This is a genomic window from Aquamicrobium sp. NLF2-7 (assembly GCF_022359935.1).
GTDB lineage: Bacteria > Pseudomonadota > Alphaproteobacteria > Rhizobiales > Rhizobiaceae > Mesorhizobium > Mesorhizobium lusatiense.
The window spans coordinates 879,481-895,739 of sequence record NZ_JAKSED010000001.1; the positions used below are offsets into that span (position 1 = coordinate 879,481).

At 61.9% G+C, this 16,259-nt stretch carries 16 protein-coding genes; 5 read left to right on the top strand and 11 right to left on the bottom strand.

Going from position 1 to position 16,259, the window contains the following annotated elements; translation table 11 throughout:
• Positions 1–3: 3 nt before the first annotated feature.
• Complete coding sequence (locus MIC97_RS04350; protein ID WP_239799002.1) at positions 4–435, bottom strand: TerB family tellurite resistance protein; 432 nt, start codon at positions 433–435, stop codon at positions 4–6.
• A gap of 172 nt (positions 436–607) precedes the next feature.
• Here MIC97_RS04350 and MIC97_RS04355 point away from each other — a divergent pair, with 172 nt between their 5' ends.
• On the top strand, positions 608–1,393 hold the full coding sequence (locus tag MIC97_RS04355; protein WP_239799003.1) for a TSUP family transporter: 786 nt from the start codon (positions 608–610) through the stop codon (positions 1,391–1,393).
• Positions 1,394–1,396: 3 nt separating this feature from the next.
• Here the strand turns inward: MIC97_RS04355 and MIC97_RS04360 are convergent, their stop codons facing one another.
• On the bottom strand, positions 1,397–2,851 hold the full coding sequence (locus tag MIC97_RS04360; protein ID WP_239801027.1) for a cobyric acid synthase: 1,455 nt from the start codon (positions 2,849–2,851) through the stop codon (positions 1,397–1,399).
• Between the two features lie 208 nt (positions 2,852–3,059).
• On the opposite strand from MIC97_RS04360, the gene MIC97_RS04365 reads away from it, so the two are divergent.
• Together MIC97_RS04365 and mmsB are read left to right on the top strand one after the other, a co-directional pair.
• Positions 3,060–4,226, top strand: coding sequence for an isobutyryl-CoA dehydrogenase (locus MIC97_RS04365; RefSeq protein WP_239799004.1), 1,167 nt, complete (start codon positions 3,060–3,062; stop codon positions 4,224–4,226).
• A gap of 79 nt (positions 4,227–4,305) precedes the next feature.
• The gene (mmsB, locus tag MIC97_RS04370; RefSeq protein WP_239799005.1) at positions 4,306–5,190 is read left to right on the top strand and encodes a 3-hydroxyisobutyrate dehydrogenase; all 885 of its coding nucleotides are present in this window, start codon (positions 4,306–4,308) and stop codon (positions 5,188–5,190) included.
• A gap of 377 nt (positions 5,191–5,567) precedes the next feature.
• On the opposite strand, the gene MIC97_RS04375 is transcribed toward mmsB, so the two are convergent.
• From MIC97_RS04375 to MIC97_RS04410, 8 genes are all read right to left on the bottom strand, one after another.
• Positions 5,568–6,944 (bottom strand): aspartate aminotransferase family protein, encoded by a 1,377-nt coding sequence (locus MIC97_RS04375; protein WP_239799006.1) that lies wholly within the window; start codon positions 6,942–6,944, stop codon positions 5,568–5,570.
• A 233-nt stretch (positions 6,945–7,177) separates the two neighbouring features.
• Positions 7,178–7,444 carry a hypothetical protein gene (locus MIC97_RS04380; RefSeq protein WP_239799007.1) on the bottom strand — a complete coding sequence of 89 codons (267 nt, stop codon included), beginning with the start codon at positions 7,442–7,444 and terminating at the stop codon, positions 7,178–7,180.
• Between the two features lie 135 nt (positions 7,445–7,579).
• A complete protein-coding gene (locus MIC97_RS04385) occupies positions 7,580–9,601 on the bottom strand; it encodes a VWA domain-containing protein (RefSeq protein ID WP_239799008.1) in 2,022 nt (673 codons plus the stop codon).
• A gap of 2 nt (positions 9,602–9,603) precedes the next feature.
• Positions 9,604–10,164, bottom strand: a complete 561-nt coding sequence (locus MIC97_RS04390; protein WP_239801028.1) for an RNA polymerase sigma factor — start codon at positions 10,162–10,164, stop codon at positions 9,604–9,606.
• Positions 10,165–10,227: 63 nt separating this feature from the next.
• Entirely contained in the window at positions 10,228–11,541 is a 1,314-nt protein-coding gene (locus MIC97_RS04395) for a CynX/NimT family MFS transporter (RefSeq protein ID WP_239799009.1), read from the bottom strand.
• Positions 11,538–12,215 carry a FadR/GntR family transcriptional regulator gene (locus MIC97_RS04400; RefSeq protein WP_239801029.1) on the bottom strand — a complete coding sequence of 226 codons (678 nt, stop codon included), beginning with the start codon at positions 12,213–12,215 and terminating at the stop codon, positions 11,538–11,540. The genes MIC97_RS04395 and MIC97_RS04400 overlap by 4 nt, the downstream gene beginning before the upstream one ends.
• Before the next feature lie 330 nt (positions 12,216–12,545).
• Entirely contained in the window at positions 12,546–12,677 is a 132-nt protein-coding gene (locus tag MIC97_RS04405; RefSeq protein WP_239799010.1) for an EncA/B family entericidin, read from the bottom strand.
• Positions 12,678–12,767: 90 nt separating this feature from the next.
• Entirely contained in the window at positions 12,768–13,667 is a 900-nt protein-coding gene (locus MIC97_RS04410; RefSeq protein WP_239799011.1) for a LysR substrate-binding domain-containing protein, read from the bottom strand.
• A gap of 252 nt (positions 13,668–13,919) precedes the next feature.
• Here MIC97_RS04410 and MIC97_RS04415 point away from each other — a divergent pair, with 252 nt between their 5' ends.
• The gene (locus MIC97_RS04415; protein WP_239799012.1) at positions 13,920–14,120 is read left to right on the top strand and encodes a hypothetical protein; all 201 of its coding nucleotides are present in this window, start codon (positions 13,920–13,922) and stop codon (positions 14,118–14,120) included.
• A gap of 185 nt (positions 14,121–14,305) precedes the next feature.
• Complete coding sequence (locus tag MIC97_RS04420; RefSeq protein WP_239799013.1) at positions 14,306–15,307, top strand: GlxA family transcriptional regulator; 1,002 nt, start codon at positions 14,306–14,308, stop codon at positions 15,305–15,307.
• 25 nt (positions 15,308–15,332) lie between these two features.
• Here MIC97_RS04420 and MIC97_RS04425 read toward each other — a convergent pair whose 3' ends face one another.
• Positions 15,333–16,172, bottom strand: a complete 840-nt coding sequence (locus MIC97_RS04425) for a DUF1194 domain-containing protein (RefSeq protein ID WP_239799014.1) — start codon at positions 16,170–16,172, stop codon at positions 15,333–15,335.
• Positions 16,173–16,259 lie beyond the last annotated feature (87 nt).

The window sequence follows — 16,259 nt, forward strand, 5'->3', positions numbered from 1 at the left end:
AGCTCAGCTTCTGGCCTTCACCACGTCTGCCGGATCGACATCAAGCACTTCCAGCGTGCGCTTCAGCAGCCTGATCTCGTTCGCGGCAAGGCTGGCGTCGGCTTTCGCGATCTCGACCATATGGCCGGCAAGAACGCGCCGGCGCTCGACCGGCAGATCGCGAAACAGCGCGATCGCCTGCGCGCCCGTCGTCTCGTATCCCGCCTCGTTGAGATACTCGATGACGGCATCGACGCTGCTTTCAGGAATGCCGAAAGCATCGCGGCAGATGCGGCGGAAAGTTTCCATCTCGCTGTCGCTGACCGAACCGTCGGCCAGGATCATGCGAAACAACATCAGCAGCTCGGCGGAGAGAACCGGATCGTCGGCCACCTTGCGAACGCCGGGGTCCCCCTCGAACATGTTGCGGATATGGTCCAGAAACGCGAACGCCATTGGCAGGCCCCCTCATGCGGCAATGCCGACATAGTTAGAGCATCGCGGCGCAAAGGGGAATCCGCTTTCACCTCTCATGGATCGACATGAACGAAGGGTGTGGCCATTGCGCAATCATGCTCCATATGATGGAAAGCTGAAAACCCCGCCGCTTCTTTCCCACGGTGCAATCATGTTCGAACTCGCCGCCGATACCGTGGCCCTGCTGGCGCTGGCCGCCTTTCTTGCCGGCATCATCGATTCCATCGCGGGCGGCGGCGGACTGATCACCATTCCGGCCCTGCTGCTTGCCGGAATGCCGCCGGTGGAAACGCTTGGCACCAACAAGTTGCAGGGATTGTTCGGATCGGGCTCTGCAACGCTGGCCTATGCGAGCAAGGGGCATGTGGACCTGCGCAAGCAACTGCCCGCCGCCGCCTGTGCCCTGATCGGCAGCGCGCTGGGTGCGGTTGCGGCCACCATCGTGCCGGCTGAAATCATGCAGGCTGCCCTTCCCGTCCTGCTCATCGCCATCGCGCTCTATTTCGCCCTGAAGCCCAACATGGGTGATCTCGACCGCACCGAGCGCATGTCGCCCTTTCTGTTCGGGCTCACGGTAGTGCCGGCCATCGGCTTCTATGACGGGCTGTTCGGCCCCGGAACCGGCTCCTTCTACATGCTGGCTTTCGTGGCATTGGCCGGATACGGGGTGCTGAAGGCCACAGCCCACACCAAGCTGCTCAATTTCGCCACCAATGTCGGCGCCTTCGGCATCTTTGCCATTGCCGGGGTGATCTACTGGAAGATCGGCCTGATCATGGGCGTGGCGCAGTTTCTCGGCGCAAGGCTGGGTGCGACGCTGGCGATGCGCGTGGGTGCCGGCCTGATCAAGCCTCTGCTGGTCATCTCCTGTGTAGTGCTTGCCATAAAGCTGCTGGCCGACCCGGCCAATCCGCTGCGTGTGGTTTTGGGGATGTAGAAACTACCGCGCCAGCGCAAAGATGGCGTCGCAGTCCAGACAAGCCTCCAGCTCTTCTGCAATATCATCGAGCGCCCGCTCGACCTCGCCGCGATAGTCGGACACGAAGCCTTTCACACCAAGGCTTTCAAGGAAAAGCGAGCGAAAACGATCGGCTGCAAACAGCCCGTGCAGATAGGTGCCGAATACCTTGCCGTCTGCCGAAGTCGCGCCATCTGCCACCCCTTCGATCTCTGCGACCGGCCGGCTGCAATCCGGCCCCCCAGTGCGTCCGAGATGGATCTCATAGCCTTCCAGCGGCAGGCCGAAGGCAACGGAGCGGGCGCTGACGTTGCGCACGGTCTTCTCAGGCTCCATCACCGTCTCGACATCGAGCAGGCCGAGCCCCTCCGTCTCGCGCACGCCACCCTCGATCCCGTCGGGATCACGCACCTTGCGGCCAAGCATCTGGTATCCGCCGCAGATGCCGACGACCTGTCCGCCACGCCTGCGATGCGCCTCCAGATCGCGATCCCAGCCATTTTCCCGGAACTGCATCAAATCTGCGATGGTCGACTTCGAGCCCGGAATGACGACCAGCCCGGCATCTTCGGGCAATGCCTGCCCCGGCGGCACGAACGCCACTTCGACCTGCGGCTCGGCGCGCAGGGGATCGAGATCGTCAAAATTGGCGATCCGCGACAGCATCGGCACCGCCACCTTCAATGCCCGCGCCTCGCCTGCAGCCAGACGTTCCAGAGCGACCGAATCCTCGGAAGGAAGGCGCGAGGCGGCTTTCAGCCATGGCACCACCCCGAAACAAGACCACCCGGTGAATTTTGCAATCGCTTCAATGCCGTCCGAAAACAGGCTGACATCACCACGAAACTTGTTGATGATGTAACCGGCCACCATGCGCCGGTCCTCTTCGGGCAGAATGAGATGGGTGCCGGCCAGCGAAGCGATGACGCCCCCGCGATCGATATCGCCCACCATCACCACCGGCACGTTGGCGCGGGTGGCGAAGCCCATATTGGCGATGTCGCGCGGCCGCAGGTTGATCTCCGCCGGCGAACCGGCTCCTTCCACGATCACGAGATCGGCCCCCTCGCCGACCTTCGCCCACGATTGCATCACGGCATCCATGAGCTGGCCCTTGAGGGTCTGGTAGTCACGGGCGCGTGCTTCGCCCAGCACTTTGCCCTGCACCACCACCTGCGAGCCGATATCCGTCTGTGGCTTGAGCAGAACCGGATTCATATGCACGGTTGGTGCAACGCCGCAGGCCAGCGCCTGCAGCCATTGCCCGCGCCCGATCTCGCCGGAGCCGGATTCACCCGGAATGTCGGCAACGGCTGCGTTGTTCGACATGTTCTGCGGCTTGAACGGCCGCACTTTCAGCCCGCGCCGAAGCGCTGCCCGGCACAGGCCGGCAACCAGCACGGTCTTGCCGACATCAGAGCCGGTGCCCTGCAACATGATCGCCCGCGCCGTCAAAGCACGGCTTTCCAGCGAAGTGGCTCATGCATTTGTGCCAGCATGCACTATCCTGATCTTTAATTTTTGCACAGCCGCTCCGCTTGAGGTTGGGTTGCGCGACCTCTTCATTGGTCTAGAGTGTCACGCATTCTTAGCCAAGCATTGCCGGCGAGCAAAATGACGGCCCGCCGATAGACCGGAGGACGCGATGGACGGCGCTGTTTCGAGCCATGAAAACCAGTTCGAGCTGACCGAGGATCAGCGGGCCATTCAGGAGATGGCGCGCGCTTTCGCCGAGGATCGTGTCGCCCCTCACGCGCTGGAATGGGACAGGGAAAAGCACTTCCCCACGGACGTCATTCGCGAAACCGGCCCGCTCGGGCTCGGCGGCATCTATGTGCGCGACGACGTGGGCGGTTCCGCCCTTTCGCGCCTGGATGCGGTGCTCGTCTTCGAAGCGCTTTCGCAGGCATGCCCGGCCTTTTCCTCCTTCATCTCCATTCACAACATGGCTGCGTCGATGATCGACCGCTATGGCAGCGAGGAACAGCGCCAGCGCTTCGTGCCGAAGCTGACCTCGATGGAATGGCTGGCAAGCTATTGCCTGACCGAGCCTGGCTCGGGTTCCGATGCGGCGGCCCTGCGCACCAAAGCGGTGCGCGACGGCGACCATTATGTGCTGAACGGCGTCAAGCAGTTCATTTCCGGTGCCGGCGATAGCGAGATCTATGTCGTGATGGCGCGCACCGGCGAAGACGGCCCGAAAGGCATCTCGACATTCGTGGTCGAAAAGGACACGCCCGGCCTCTCCTTCGGCGCCAATGAGCACAAGATGGGCTGGCACATGCAGTCCACCCGGCAGGTCGTGTTCGAGGATTGCCGGGTGCCGGCCGCCAACATGCTGGCGCAGGAAGGCAAGGGCTTTTCCATCGCCATGTCCGGTCTTGATGGCGGTCGCCTCAACATCGGCGCCTGCTCGCTGGGCGGCGCGCAATCCGCGCTCGACAAGGCTCTGGCCTATGCAGGCGAGCGCAAGGCCTTCGGCAAGAGCATCGATCAGTTCCAGGCCCTGCAATTCCGCCTCGCCGACATGGAAACGGAACTTCAGGCAGCGCGCATCTTCCTCTACACGGCCGCCGCCAAGATGGATGCGAAAGCCCATGACACGTCCAAATGGTCGGCTATGGCCAAGCGCTTCGTAACCGACACCGGCTTCAGGGTGGCGAACGATGCGCTTCAGCTTCTGGGAGGCTACGGCTATCTGCACGACTATGGCATCGAGAAACTGGTGCGTGATCTGCGCGTGCACCAGATCCTTGAAGGCACCAATGAGATCATGCGCCTGATCATCGCCCGCCACATGATCGGCAGATAACACAAACAAAGTTGCGGACCGGGCCTTTCCACGGCCCTGCCCCATGCAGCGCTTTTTTACCCGTTTCGGAGGAAAACAGATGACCACGATCGCCTTTATCGGCCTTGGCAATATGGGCAACCCCATGGCCTCCAACCTCGTCAAGGCAGGCCACACGGTGGTGGGCTTCGACCTGATGGCCGAAAACCTTGCCACGGCTCGCGAAAACGGCATGACTGTCGCGCAGGATGCGGTTTCGGCCGTCAGCGATGCCGATGTCGTCGTCACCATGCTGCCGGCCGGCAAGCATGTGGTCGCCGTTTATGGAGAGATCGCCCCGGCTGCGAAGCCCGGCACGCTGTTCATCGATTCCTCCACCATCGATGTGGAGTCGGCACGCAAGGCTCACGCCATCGCAGCAGAACATGGCCACGTCTCCGTCGATGCTCCGGTGTCGGGCGGCACGGGCGGTGCTGCCGCCGGCACGCTGACGTTCATGTGCGGTGGCGCGGATGAAGCCTTCACCCGCGCCAAGCCGATCCTGCAGCCCATGGCGGGGCGCATCGTGCATTGCGGCGGCGATGGCGCTGGTCAGGCCGCCAAGATCTGCAACAACATGATCCTCGGCATCTCCATGATCGGCGTGGCGGAAGCCTTCGTGCTGGGCGAGAAGCTTGGCCTGTCACATCAGGCGCTGTTCGATGTGGCCTCGACCTCGTCCGGCCAGTGCTGGTCGCTCACCACCTATTGCCCGGTACCGGGTCCGGTGCCGACTTCGCCCGCCAACAACAGTTACAAGCCGGGCTTCGCAGCAGCACTGATGCTGAAGGATCTGAAGCTGGCGCAGGAAGCCGCACCGGGCGCCGGCGCCGCAACTCCGCTCGGCGCCGAAGCCGCACAGCTCTATGGCCTGTTCAATGCACAGGGCGGCGGAGGAACGGATTTTTCCGGCATTGTCGAGTTCCTGCGCGGCAAAACCGGCTGAAACCAAACCTTGGGGGACGTCGCTTTTTCGTCCCTCAGTTGCATGATCGCAATCGGAATGCACGCTCTGCGTTCAAGCCTAAGCCATGAAAAATATTGCAAATTTAGGTTTGATTAAGCTCTTGCTAACCTCACGGTAACGATGTCGCGGTAAAACCATATCCGAAGGCGGGCGACCGCCCCACGCTTCGGATCAGGTTATGCGTACCGAAGCGGAAAGTTCAGAGAAGCGTTTCAGGTTTCGCAGCGTGTGAGTAGCGAAACATCCAGCGTATCCGGCAAAGCCGCGCTCCCCACAGAGCGCGGTTTTTTGCTTCTTACGGATCACGCGGCAGGAAAACCGCCGCAAAACAGCGGCGGTTTCTCAAGGCTGGAAAATCAGGCGAACAGATCCCTGTACGCCAGATCGAGCGCCTTGCCGATCCGCTCGCAGGCAAGGTCGATGGTCTCGCGGGTCCAGATCAGCGGCGGCGACAGGATCATGGTGTCGCCGGTGGCGCGCAGCATCAGCCCGTTGGCGATGGCGTGGTCACGAACCACGACCGCGGCGCGGCCCTCGCCCTCGAACCTCTCCTTCGTCGCCTTGTCCCTGACGATCTCGATCGCCCCCATCAGCCCGAACGAACGCACCTCGCCCACCAGCGGATGATCGGCGATACGCTCGCGCAAAGCCTGCGCGAAATGGGGCCCGGTGTCGTTCTTCACGCGCTCTACCAGCCCTTCCTTCTCGATGATGTCGAGATTGGCGAGCGCCACGGCGCAGGCCACCGGATGACCGGAATAGGTATAGCCATGATAGAACTCGCCGCCCTTCTCCGTCAGCGTCGCGGCGATACGGTCACCCACCAGCAGCGCCGAAAGCGGCTGGTAGCCCGATGTCAGCGCCTTGGCCGTGGTAATCGTATCCGGGGTGATGCCGAAGGATTGCGCGGCGAACCATTCGCCGGTGCGCCCGTAACCGGTGATGACCTCGTCCAGCATCAAAAGCACATCGTATTTGCGGCAGATGCGCTCGATTTCCGGCCAGTAGCTCATCGGCGGAATCTTGACCCCGCCCGCCCCCATGATCGGCTCGCCGATGAAGGCCGCGACATTTTCCGGCCCTGCTTCGAGGATGGCGTCCTCGACCGCCTTTGCGGCGCGCAGGCCGAATTCGTGGTCGCTCTCGCCCGGCAGGGCCAGTTCATAGGCATAGGGCATCATCACATGGACGATATTCGGCACCGCGCCGCCTAGCTGCTGGTGCATCGGCTCCATGCCGCCGAGAGAGGTGCCGGCAACGGTGGAGCCGTGATAGGCATTCTTGCGCGAAATGATGCGGTTCTTCTCCGGCTTGCCTTCCAGCGCCCAGAAATGACGCACGAGCCGCAGCGCCGTATCGTTGGCTTCCGAACCCGAAGAGCCGAAGAAAACCTGATTGACGCTTGGCGGCGCCAGCTCGGCCAGCCGCTTTGCCAGCAGAACCGGCGTCGGCGTCGAGCATTTGAAGAAGGAATTGTAGTAGGGTAATTCCTTCATCTGGTCGTACGCCGCGCGCGCCAGTTCCTCGCGGCCATAGCCGACGTTGACGCACCAGAGCCCGGCCATGGCGTCGAGAATTTCATTGCCTTCGGAATCGAAGATATACGGCCCTTCTGCCCGCGTGATGATGCGGGAACCGGCCTCGCGCAATTCCTTGTGGTCGGTGAAGGGGTGAAGGTGGTGCGCGGCGTCGATCTGCTGAAGCTGCTTCAGCGAATAATTCTGATAGGTCATGATGTTACCCTTGTTTCCTGAATCTGTCCGGCAACTGTTCCGGGAGACGGCTTCAGGAAGCGTTGGGTGGCGAATAGCCAATGCGCGCGCACAGGCGCAGAAGCTCGGCATGACGGGTGCGCGGTGACGGCGTCACCGCGACAAACCATCTCGCAGACTGGGACACAGCCAAATTCATGCACTGAACATAGCACAATTCCGGTCCCAGACCAGATCAGGCATGGCAGCCTGCTTTAGTCGCCAAACTCCGCATAGCTGGAGAACACGGACGCATCGCTGGCCTGGCCTGCATTGCGGGACATGAGCATCAGGGCCTCACTGCTGCGCGGATCGGAGAGGCGTTCCAGCATCTCGCCGAAGCGCACATTGGTGAGCGCGGACAACGCCGTCTGGCGTGCGGCCTGCACGGCGCTGCCCATCTGTTCGGAGCTGCTGCGCACATTCGCGACGGCTTCGCGACCCGCGTAAGTTCCCGGTCCTGTGTTTCCATCGATGCGCATAAGAAAGCCCCTGCCTCTGAAACAAAGGCATACACCGGAAGGAATTTCGATGGCATGTTCCGAAAAGATTGCATTTTAACGATCCCGACGAAGCCGGCTGATAGCAAGCCGGCTTCCTCGGGGAACGGCTAACGATCAGTTGCCGGCCGAAAGCGCCTCAGCCAGCCGTATCAGAGAAAGAAACTCCGAGCGGTAACTGAACGGGTCATCGCCACGCGCCGCTGCCGCCAGCTGTGAAATCCGGTCATAGCCGAAGCCCTCGAGTTCACCTTCGTCACGCATTTTCTGGCCGAATGCCGCAACGGCGACCGAAAATCGCTGATCCTCGCTTGCCGCATCGAAGGATGAAACTTCGTCCGCCGCCGTCACCGGTCGGGTGATCAGTTTCGAGAGGTCCTCTTCGGGCAGCTTGTAGCGGATTTTCACGAAGGCATATTCGTCCGCATTGGCGACACCGCCATTGTCCGTCGAAGCTTCGCCATAACGCAGGTCATCGATCCTCTGCTCTGCGCCCTTGGGCGTGATCTCGTAGATCGCGGTGACCGAATGGCCAGAACCGATGTCGCCTGCATCGACGCGATCATTGTTGAAGTCCTCGCGGGCGAGCGCGCGTGTCTCGTATCCGATAAGCCGGTATTCGGAGACTTTCTGCGGATTGAACTCGACCTGGATCTTCACATCCTTGGCGATCGGGAACAGCGTCGAGGCGGATTCCTGAACCAGCACCTTCTCTGCCTCCGCCAGCGTATCGATATAGGCGGCTGTGCCGTTGCCGTTCTGGGCGATCGTCTGCATCATGCTGTCGTTGAGGTTGCCGCGCCCAAACCCCAGAACCGACAGGAATATTCCCGCCTTGCGCTTGCCTTCGACGAGACGTTTCAACTCGCTGTCGTCGCTCTGGCCGACGTTGAAATCACCGTCGGTGGCCAGCATGACCCGGTTCACGCCGCCCTCCACGAAGGATTGCTTCGCCAGCCGGTAGGCCTCGCGGATGCCCGCCTCTCCAGCCGTCGAGCCGCCGGCTTGCAAGGTATCGATGGCCGCAAGGATTTTCGCTTTGTCCGATGCTTTGGTGGGTTCGAGCACCGTTCCGGCATCGCCCGCATAGGTGACGATGGACACGGTATCGTCCGCCTCCAGCCGGTTGACCAGCATGCGGAAGGCCGATTGCAGCAGCGGCAGCTTGTCGGGCTCGTTCATGGAACCGGACACGTCGATCAGGAACACGAGGTTCGCCTTCGGCTTTTCGGCCGGCTGCACGTCATACCCCTTGATGGCGACATGCATCAGCCGGTGCGCGCTGTTCCACGGCGCCGGCATGACCGAAACATCTGCATTGAACGGTGTTTCGGCAGAATCCGGCCCTTTCCAGTCATAGGGGAAGTAGTTGACCATCTCCTCGACCCGCACAGTATCGGCCTGCGGCAGCACACCTTCCTTCAGCGAACGGCGCACATAGGCATAGGAAGCCGTATCGACATCGACGGAGAAGGTGGAAACGGGCTGCTCTGCGACAGAGCGCACCGGATTGCTGTCGAAATTGCCGATCCGGTCGCGATTCGGCTGAGGCGATACCAGAGGTTCCGGCATGGGAGGCACCACCGGCGCACGCTGCATGGTGGTGCGGTGATTGAGCTGCGCCACCGCGCTATGCTCGGCCAGAGCCTTGGCGGGTGCGCCCGACGGCGCGGCCAGCAGCCGCTCGGACGTCGTTGCGGAAGGCGCCGGCTGAGGCTGCGGTTCAGCGTCCGCCGCCTCGGTCTGTTCTGCGGCGCGCTCCAGCACCGCCGTTGTCTCAGCATGGGGCGCGCTGGCGACCTCATCACTCGCATCCGCAACGGGCTGCGGCTGCTGCCTGCCTGTGGCGAATGGCTGTTCCTGCAACAGGTGAAGCGCCGTAAAGCCGGCGATGGGCAGGGCAACGAGGCCGGCAAGGGCCGGCACGGCAATCAGTTTTTTCTGCATCACGTCTCTCCAGAGCTTGCGTGCTCGGTCCATGAGACGTTGCTTCCCGGCCGATCCTTGGGGGGCTGCAGAAATTTCTTCTTCCGTGTCGAATGCCTGCATGGCCGCATGCAGTGCGCGCACCCGCGCCTCCGGGCTTGCCCGTGGGACGGCTGCAGCGCCAAGCTTTCCAAGTTCGTTGTCATCCACCATGGTCACACTTCCCCGGCCTGGCGCATCAGCACCTTAAGCCGCTTCTTCGCTTCATGGATGTGCCACGACACGGTTGCTTCCGAAATCGCCATCGCATCGGCGGCGGCGGCATGGGTCAGCCCCTCGCCATAGACCAGCAGAACAGCCTCGCGCTGCTTGTCGGGCAGGCGCCGCACACACTGCCACAGATCCTCGGCCAGTTCGCCCGCATCGTCGGCAGCCTGAACCAGCGTCAGGACCTCGCTGCCATAAGCCTGCGTCTTCACCGTCTCGCGGGCGCTCTTGCGCGCCATGTCGCGCGCTGCGTTGAGCGTCATGGCGTAGAGCCATGTGCTGAAAGCGCCTTCACCGCGCCAGCCGCGGATCGCGCGCCCCATGCGTACGCATACTTCCTGCGCGATATCCTCGGCATCGGTGCGGTTGCCGCTCCAGCGCCAGGCGACACGATGGACGAAATCATAGTGCCTTTCGACCAAAGCGCCGAAAGCCGACCTGTCCCCATCCCTCGCCCTGCCGATCAGTTCGGCATCGGAGGCGTCGCCGTCATCGAGCATCATAGCCATCATCGTGCCTTGGACGATGCGATTCGGCCATTCCTTGGGTGGAAATCAAAAAAACTTCCGAAGTCAGGATTTTGAGCTTCCCGGCTCAACGGTGCGCACATCCACATGCAGCTTCCTGCCTGCACCGGCTCCGGCCAGCCCGGCACCCAGCCCAATGGCGACAACGAGCAGCGCCGCCGCATCGAAGCTGCCGGTCCAGCCCCGAATCAGTCCGAAAAGCAGGGGTCCGACCGCGGCCAGAACATAGCCGACACCCTGCGCCATGCCCGACAGATGCGCCGCGACATGCGAATCCGAGGCGCGCAGCACGATGACCATCATCGCCGCCGCTATCAGTCCGCCCTGCCCTATGCCCTGCATGGCGGCCCAGAACAGAACCGACCAAGTGGGGGCGAACATCATGCCGAGCAGGCCCACGGTGGCGCAGAAAACCAGTGCCACGTTCACGCCGCGCTGATCCCTGCAGCGCACGGCAAGGGAGGGAATGCCAAGGCAGGTCACGACCTGCACCATCACCGACAGCGAGACGATGCCGCCTGCGACGGTCGGCTCGAAGCCACGCTCGCGCAGCATCGGCGCCAGCCAGCCGAACACGCAATAGGCAAGCGCGGACTGGAGGCCGGTAAACAGCGTGACCTGCCACGCCAGACGATCACGCCAGAGGCCCTCGACACGGAACCCCTTGTGCGCGGACTGAGATTTCAACTGCAGCGCCTGTGGAACAAAGATAAGCAGGACAACGAATGCAGGAACCGCCCATGCGGCAAGCGCTGCCTGCCACGAGCCAAGAACATGTTCCAGAGGGAGCGTGAGCCCTGCCGCGGCGGCCGAACCACCGCAAAGCGCCATCGTATACAGGCCGGTCATGATGGCCGCATGTTCAGGAAAGTCACGCTTGACCACGCCGGGCAGCAACACGTTTGAAACCGCGATCGCAGCACCGGCGGCAAACGTGCCGAAGAACAGAAGCCAGACCGTATCCACGCCGCGCAGGGCTGTGCCAAGGGCAAGCAGCAACAGCGCGCCGGCCAGCGTCTTCTCCGCGCCATAGCGCTGAGCAAGGCCAGGCGCGAAAGGCGCGAACACGCCAAGGCACAGAACCGGCAGTGTCGTCAGCAGGCTGGCGCCGACGGTCGAAAGCCCCGTATCGCGGATGACCTCCGGCAGCACAACCGAAAGCGAGGGGAAGATCGGGCGCAGGTTGAACGCGATCAGCACCAGGCTCATCGCAAAAAGAAGGCGCGCGGCCGTGCTCCCGAACTTCGGAGGCGCAGGCGGCGGGAGGCTGTCGACTTCGGCGTCTATCAGTTGCTGATCGAGGGCTCCGGTGGCGTCCTGCGAGGAGGACGCGTCGAAATAAGGTGTCTGCGCAGTCATTGAGAGAGAAGCCGATCGATCTGGAGGAGAACAGGCGCCATGAAAACGCGTACGGAAGCAGCGGCCCGGTCAGGGTCGCCGGAGGCAATGGCTTCGACGATCTCGGCATGAGCGCGATCGTCGGGCTCGGGCAGGTGACCACTCAGAGTGGACTGGATCACGTCGGTTATGGCAGCGGTGAAGAAATCGTAGATCTCGACCATTGCCTGGTTGCCCGATGCCTCGACAACGGCCCGATGGAAAGCCAGATCGCGCTTCACGAAGGCCTCCCGCCCCACGGCGGCAACATTGCTGCGCTCTGCAAGCAGCCTGCGCAGCCGTGCAATATCATCAGGCGTATGGCGCAACGCCGCCAGCCGGGCGGCTTCCACATCCAGAAGAGCGCGCGCCTCCCACTGGTCGCGCAGGCAGGTCTGGCGCACCCGGTCCAGCGTGGCGGCAGGATCGGAGGTGGCGAGCACATACGTGCCGGAACCCTGCCGCGTTTCAAGCAACCCCTGCGATACAAGCACACGTACAGCCTCACGCACGGTACCGCGGCTGACGCCCAGCATCTCCATCAGCATCGCCTCGTTCGGAATCCGCTCGCCCACGGCCCAGTGGCCGCCGCTGATCTGGCTGCGCAAACTCTCTGCCGCACTGTCTGTAAGATTGGTTCTGGCTACCTGTTTCATGTCAATCATCAAATCATCTGATGACTTTTAATAGGCACACCGCCACCTGCTGTCAACCACCAGAACAAGCCGGATTTTATGAACTCCATGCCCCGGCGAGCGAGCCGAAACCTTACCCAAAACGGATCTTCTTGAATTTCAATGAGTTAATCATCCATCCTGAATCAAATCGGCAACACGTCGAACATGTCCCTTAGGGCAATGATAACCTCGCCCAACGGGCCCCGGCCTGCCCGCCTGAATGTCGTGCGCACCACACATCAGGCACGGCCCAGCAAAAAGGCCGCTCCTTGCGGCGCGGCCCTTCTGGTCAGGAATATCCGATACCGGTCAGTTATTGACCGTGTCTTCGACGGCATTGGCAGTCGACTTCACATCCTTGCCAACACCCCTGACTGTGTTGGCGCAGGCGGCAAGTGCCAGGGCGCAGATGATGACGGTTACAGGCGCAAGACGTGACATGAACAGTGTCTCCCTCTTCGGTAGTTTCGCCTGTGAGCAACGGGAAGCTGTGGCAGTTGTTCCATCGCAACTGTCAAAAACGTGTCGTCTTCAGAATTTCCCTGTGCGATGCAGCACATCGAAAGTGGCCCTGATATGATCCGCCACCGCCTTTACGGGCGCACTTGCCTCGGGCGCCACCACCATGGCGAGAATGTAGTTGCCGATCTCCGGCATGCCGTCCGCAGGGCCGAGTTCCACCATGTCATCGCCGAGAAACGACTTCGGCAGCGGCGCCACTGCCAGATCCGCCATGATGGCGGCGCGCTGGCCAGCCGTGTGCGCGCTCATATAGGCGACGCGATAATCGCGGCCTTCCCGCCCGAGCGCCTCAAGCGCTCCGGCACGCCAGGCGCAGCCCTCCTCCCAGATCGATACCGGCAACGGTTCGCGCATATAGGCGCAGCCGCCTTTTGCTCCTGCCCACACGATCGGCTCGCTCAGCAAGGTTTCGGCTCCGTGCGAAGGCTTGCCATAGGAGTTGGTGAGCAGCGTGATGTCGAGCGCCCGGTCATCCATGCGCCGCCGCAGGTTCATGCTGTGATCGATGGTGACGTCCACGGCAATGGAAGGGTGCGACTGCGCGAAACGCTTGAGCACATGCGGCAGCACGCGCTCGCCATAGTCGTCGGGCGAGCCGAGGCGCACAACCCCGACGATATCCGGCACGATGAACTTCGATACCGCCTCGCGGTTGATGGCCAGCATCCGCCGCGCATAGCCGAGCAGCATCTCGCCATCCGTGGTCAGCTTCACCGAGCGCGCATCGCGCGAGAACACTGAGCGGCCGAGAATGTCCTCAAGCTTCTTGATCTGCATCGAAACGGCGGACGGCGTTCGGTAGACGGAACTGGCAGCAGTCGTAAAACTTCCCGTTTCGGCGATGGCGACAAAGGTGCGCAACACATCGAGATCGAGCAGCGGCAGGGGGTGATTGAGCGGGGCATTCATCGGCTTCTCATTCAGTAATTTTGAACAAAACCTTCATTTCATTTCGTTTGATTGAACATCAACGTCGCGCGATAGTCAACCTCATCGAAGCAAGGCACGGATACCCCCGCCTAAAGCATGTCGCCCGAAAGTGGGAACCGGTTTCGGGACAGCGACACGCCTGCAACAGGGACTCAAAGCGTAAGGAGCGAAGCTGAAAGATCGCGACGCGCTTTAAGAACATCCGCCCGGCTGGAATGAAAGGAGACAGATATGACCCTGCTGCCGCTTATCTTCAACGCGATCGACGCCATCAGCAAGGCGCGCGCACGCCATCAGACGGAACGCATCATGCGCTCCCTGCCGCTGGAGATACAGAAAGACATCGGCTGGCCCAACACCAGCGAGCCACCCTGCACGCCAGTTCAGATCGCTGCCCGCAACAGCCTCGGCCTGCGGGCCGGCCAGTGCTGAACCCATTTTCCGGCACCGGATACAGGCTTTGCTGCGTTGTTGCGCACAAACCCGGCTCGCCCTGACCGCCGAGCCGGCAAAATATCTTTTTACCGACACCCTACCCGATTGACAGGAAATGATTTTCCTGATGACGCTATGCCATAAGCGACGTTCCGCACGCGCCTTGGCACCGGGAGGGTACCTTGAACGCCGTACAGCAGCCGATCAAACGGTCATTCGTCTTTTTCCTGGTACCCGACTTCACCATGATCGCCTTTGCGACGGCGCTGGATCCCCTGCGCTCGGCCAATCGCATGCTCGGCTACGAGGCCTATAGCTGGCGCCTCGCCAGCGTCGACGGCAGACCCGTGCGTGCATCAAACGGCGTCGAGTGCGCCGTCACCACCTCGCTGGAGGAGGAGCGCCGCAAGATGTCGGGTCCGGAGCGGCCCTCCATGGTCGTCGTCTGCAGTGGGCTTGAGGTGGAAAAATACACCAACAAGTCGGTCTTCGCCTGGCTTCGCGAGGAATACAATCGCGGCGTCGCTATCGGCGGGCTGTGCACCGGCGCGCATATTCTGGCCGCAGCAGGCCTGCTCTCGAACAAGCGCTGCGCCATCCATTGGGAAAACCTGCCGGGCTTTTCCGAAACGTTCCCGAAGGTGAATGTGTTCGCCGATCTCTTCGAGGTCGACCAGAATATCTACACCTGCGCCGGAGGCACCGCGGCTCTGGATATGATCCTGAAGCTGATCGGCGAAGATTTTGACGAGCATCTGGTCAATCGCGTCTGTGAGCAGGTGCTGACCGACCGTGTGCGCAGCCCCACCGACAGGCAGAGGCTGCCATTGCGGGCGCGCCTCGGGGTACAGAATTCCAAGGTGCTGACCATCATCGAACTGATGGAGGCCAATCTTTCCGAGCCGCTGTCACTGATCGAGATCGCCGACAATGTCGATCTGTCGCGCCGTCAGATCGAGCGCCTGTTCCGCTCGGAAATGGGCCGCTCGCCCGCGCGCTATTATCTGGAAATCCGTCTCGATCGGGCAAGGCATCTGCTGATCCAGTCGACCATGCCTGTGGTGGAAGTGGCGATTGCCTGCGGCTTCGTTTCGGCATCGCATTTTTCCAAATGCTACCGCGAACTCTACGCGCGCTCGCCTCAGCAGGAGCGCATGGACCGCAAGCAACTGCTGGCGGCGTGAACGGCATCCGCAGTCCCTGAACCCGCTACTGAGCGTCCATCATCCAGTAGCGGTTGCGCCACATCTTCTCGCCCGCAAGGCAATCGCTGGCCGACATCGCCTGCGCCAGAATAACGGGAGGATGCATCTGATCGGTGGGAGGCGGAGCAGCCGCGAGTTCAAGAACCAGCTTTCGCCGCACGGCTTCCGGAAACTGTGTCCAGTCATTGACCGGGATCATAAAGGCGCCCGGCCCGCCAATCACGCAATCCGCATAGTAGCGGTCCAGATTGGCAACATCATAGCCTGAATCAAAGCCGCCATTGGTCATCAGCGGCAGGCCGTTGATGGTAATTCCCTGCCTGACCAGGCGATCGCGCACTTCCGTTACCGGAGCGCCCTGATTGTTAGGGCCATCCCCGGAAATGTCGATGACCCGCTTCATGCCCTCAAAGCCGCTTTCGGCGAACAGATCGCCGCCGAACTCCAGGGCAGCGGATATCGAGGTTCGCCGCGCACTGTTTGGCGGATTGCGAGAAAGCTGCGCGGCAACCCGCTCGGCATCTTCCCTGCCCGCGATCAATGTCCACGGCACCACGACATGCTGTGTGGCGGTGCCGGCCCATTCGACATAGGACACGGCAATGCGCCCATGCGCGCCGTCCGCAATGGCCCGCAAAACGCTGTCGTGGGTAAGTGCCGCCGCATAGCCGTGCCGCTGTATTTCCAGTTCTGCGGGTGACATCGACAGGGACACGTCCACAGCCAGCACGAGTTCGATGTCGACCGGCTCGGCTTTTGCTGCCGCGCCGGAGAAAATCCCCGCCGTGACCAGCGCTGCGCCGGCGGCGAGAACATGTCCTGCATTGCTCAACAAGGCTGACATGGCAATGAAGCTACGCCGAATTCCCCTGATGTGAAAGCCGCACACCGGCCATCGCGCGCAACGCGCTTTCACATTTTTGGGAGCAGA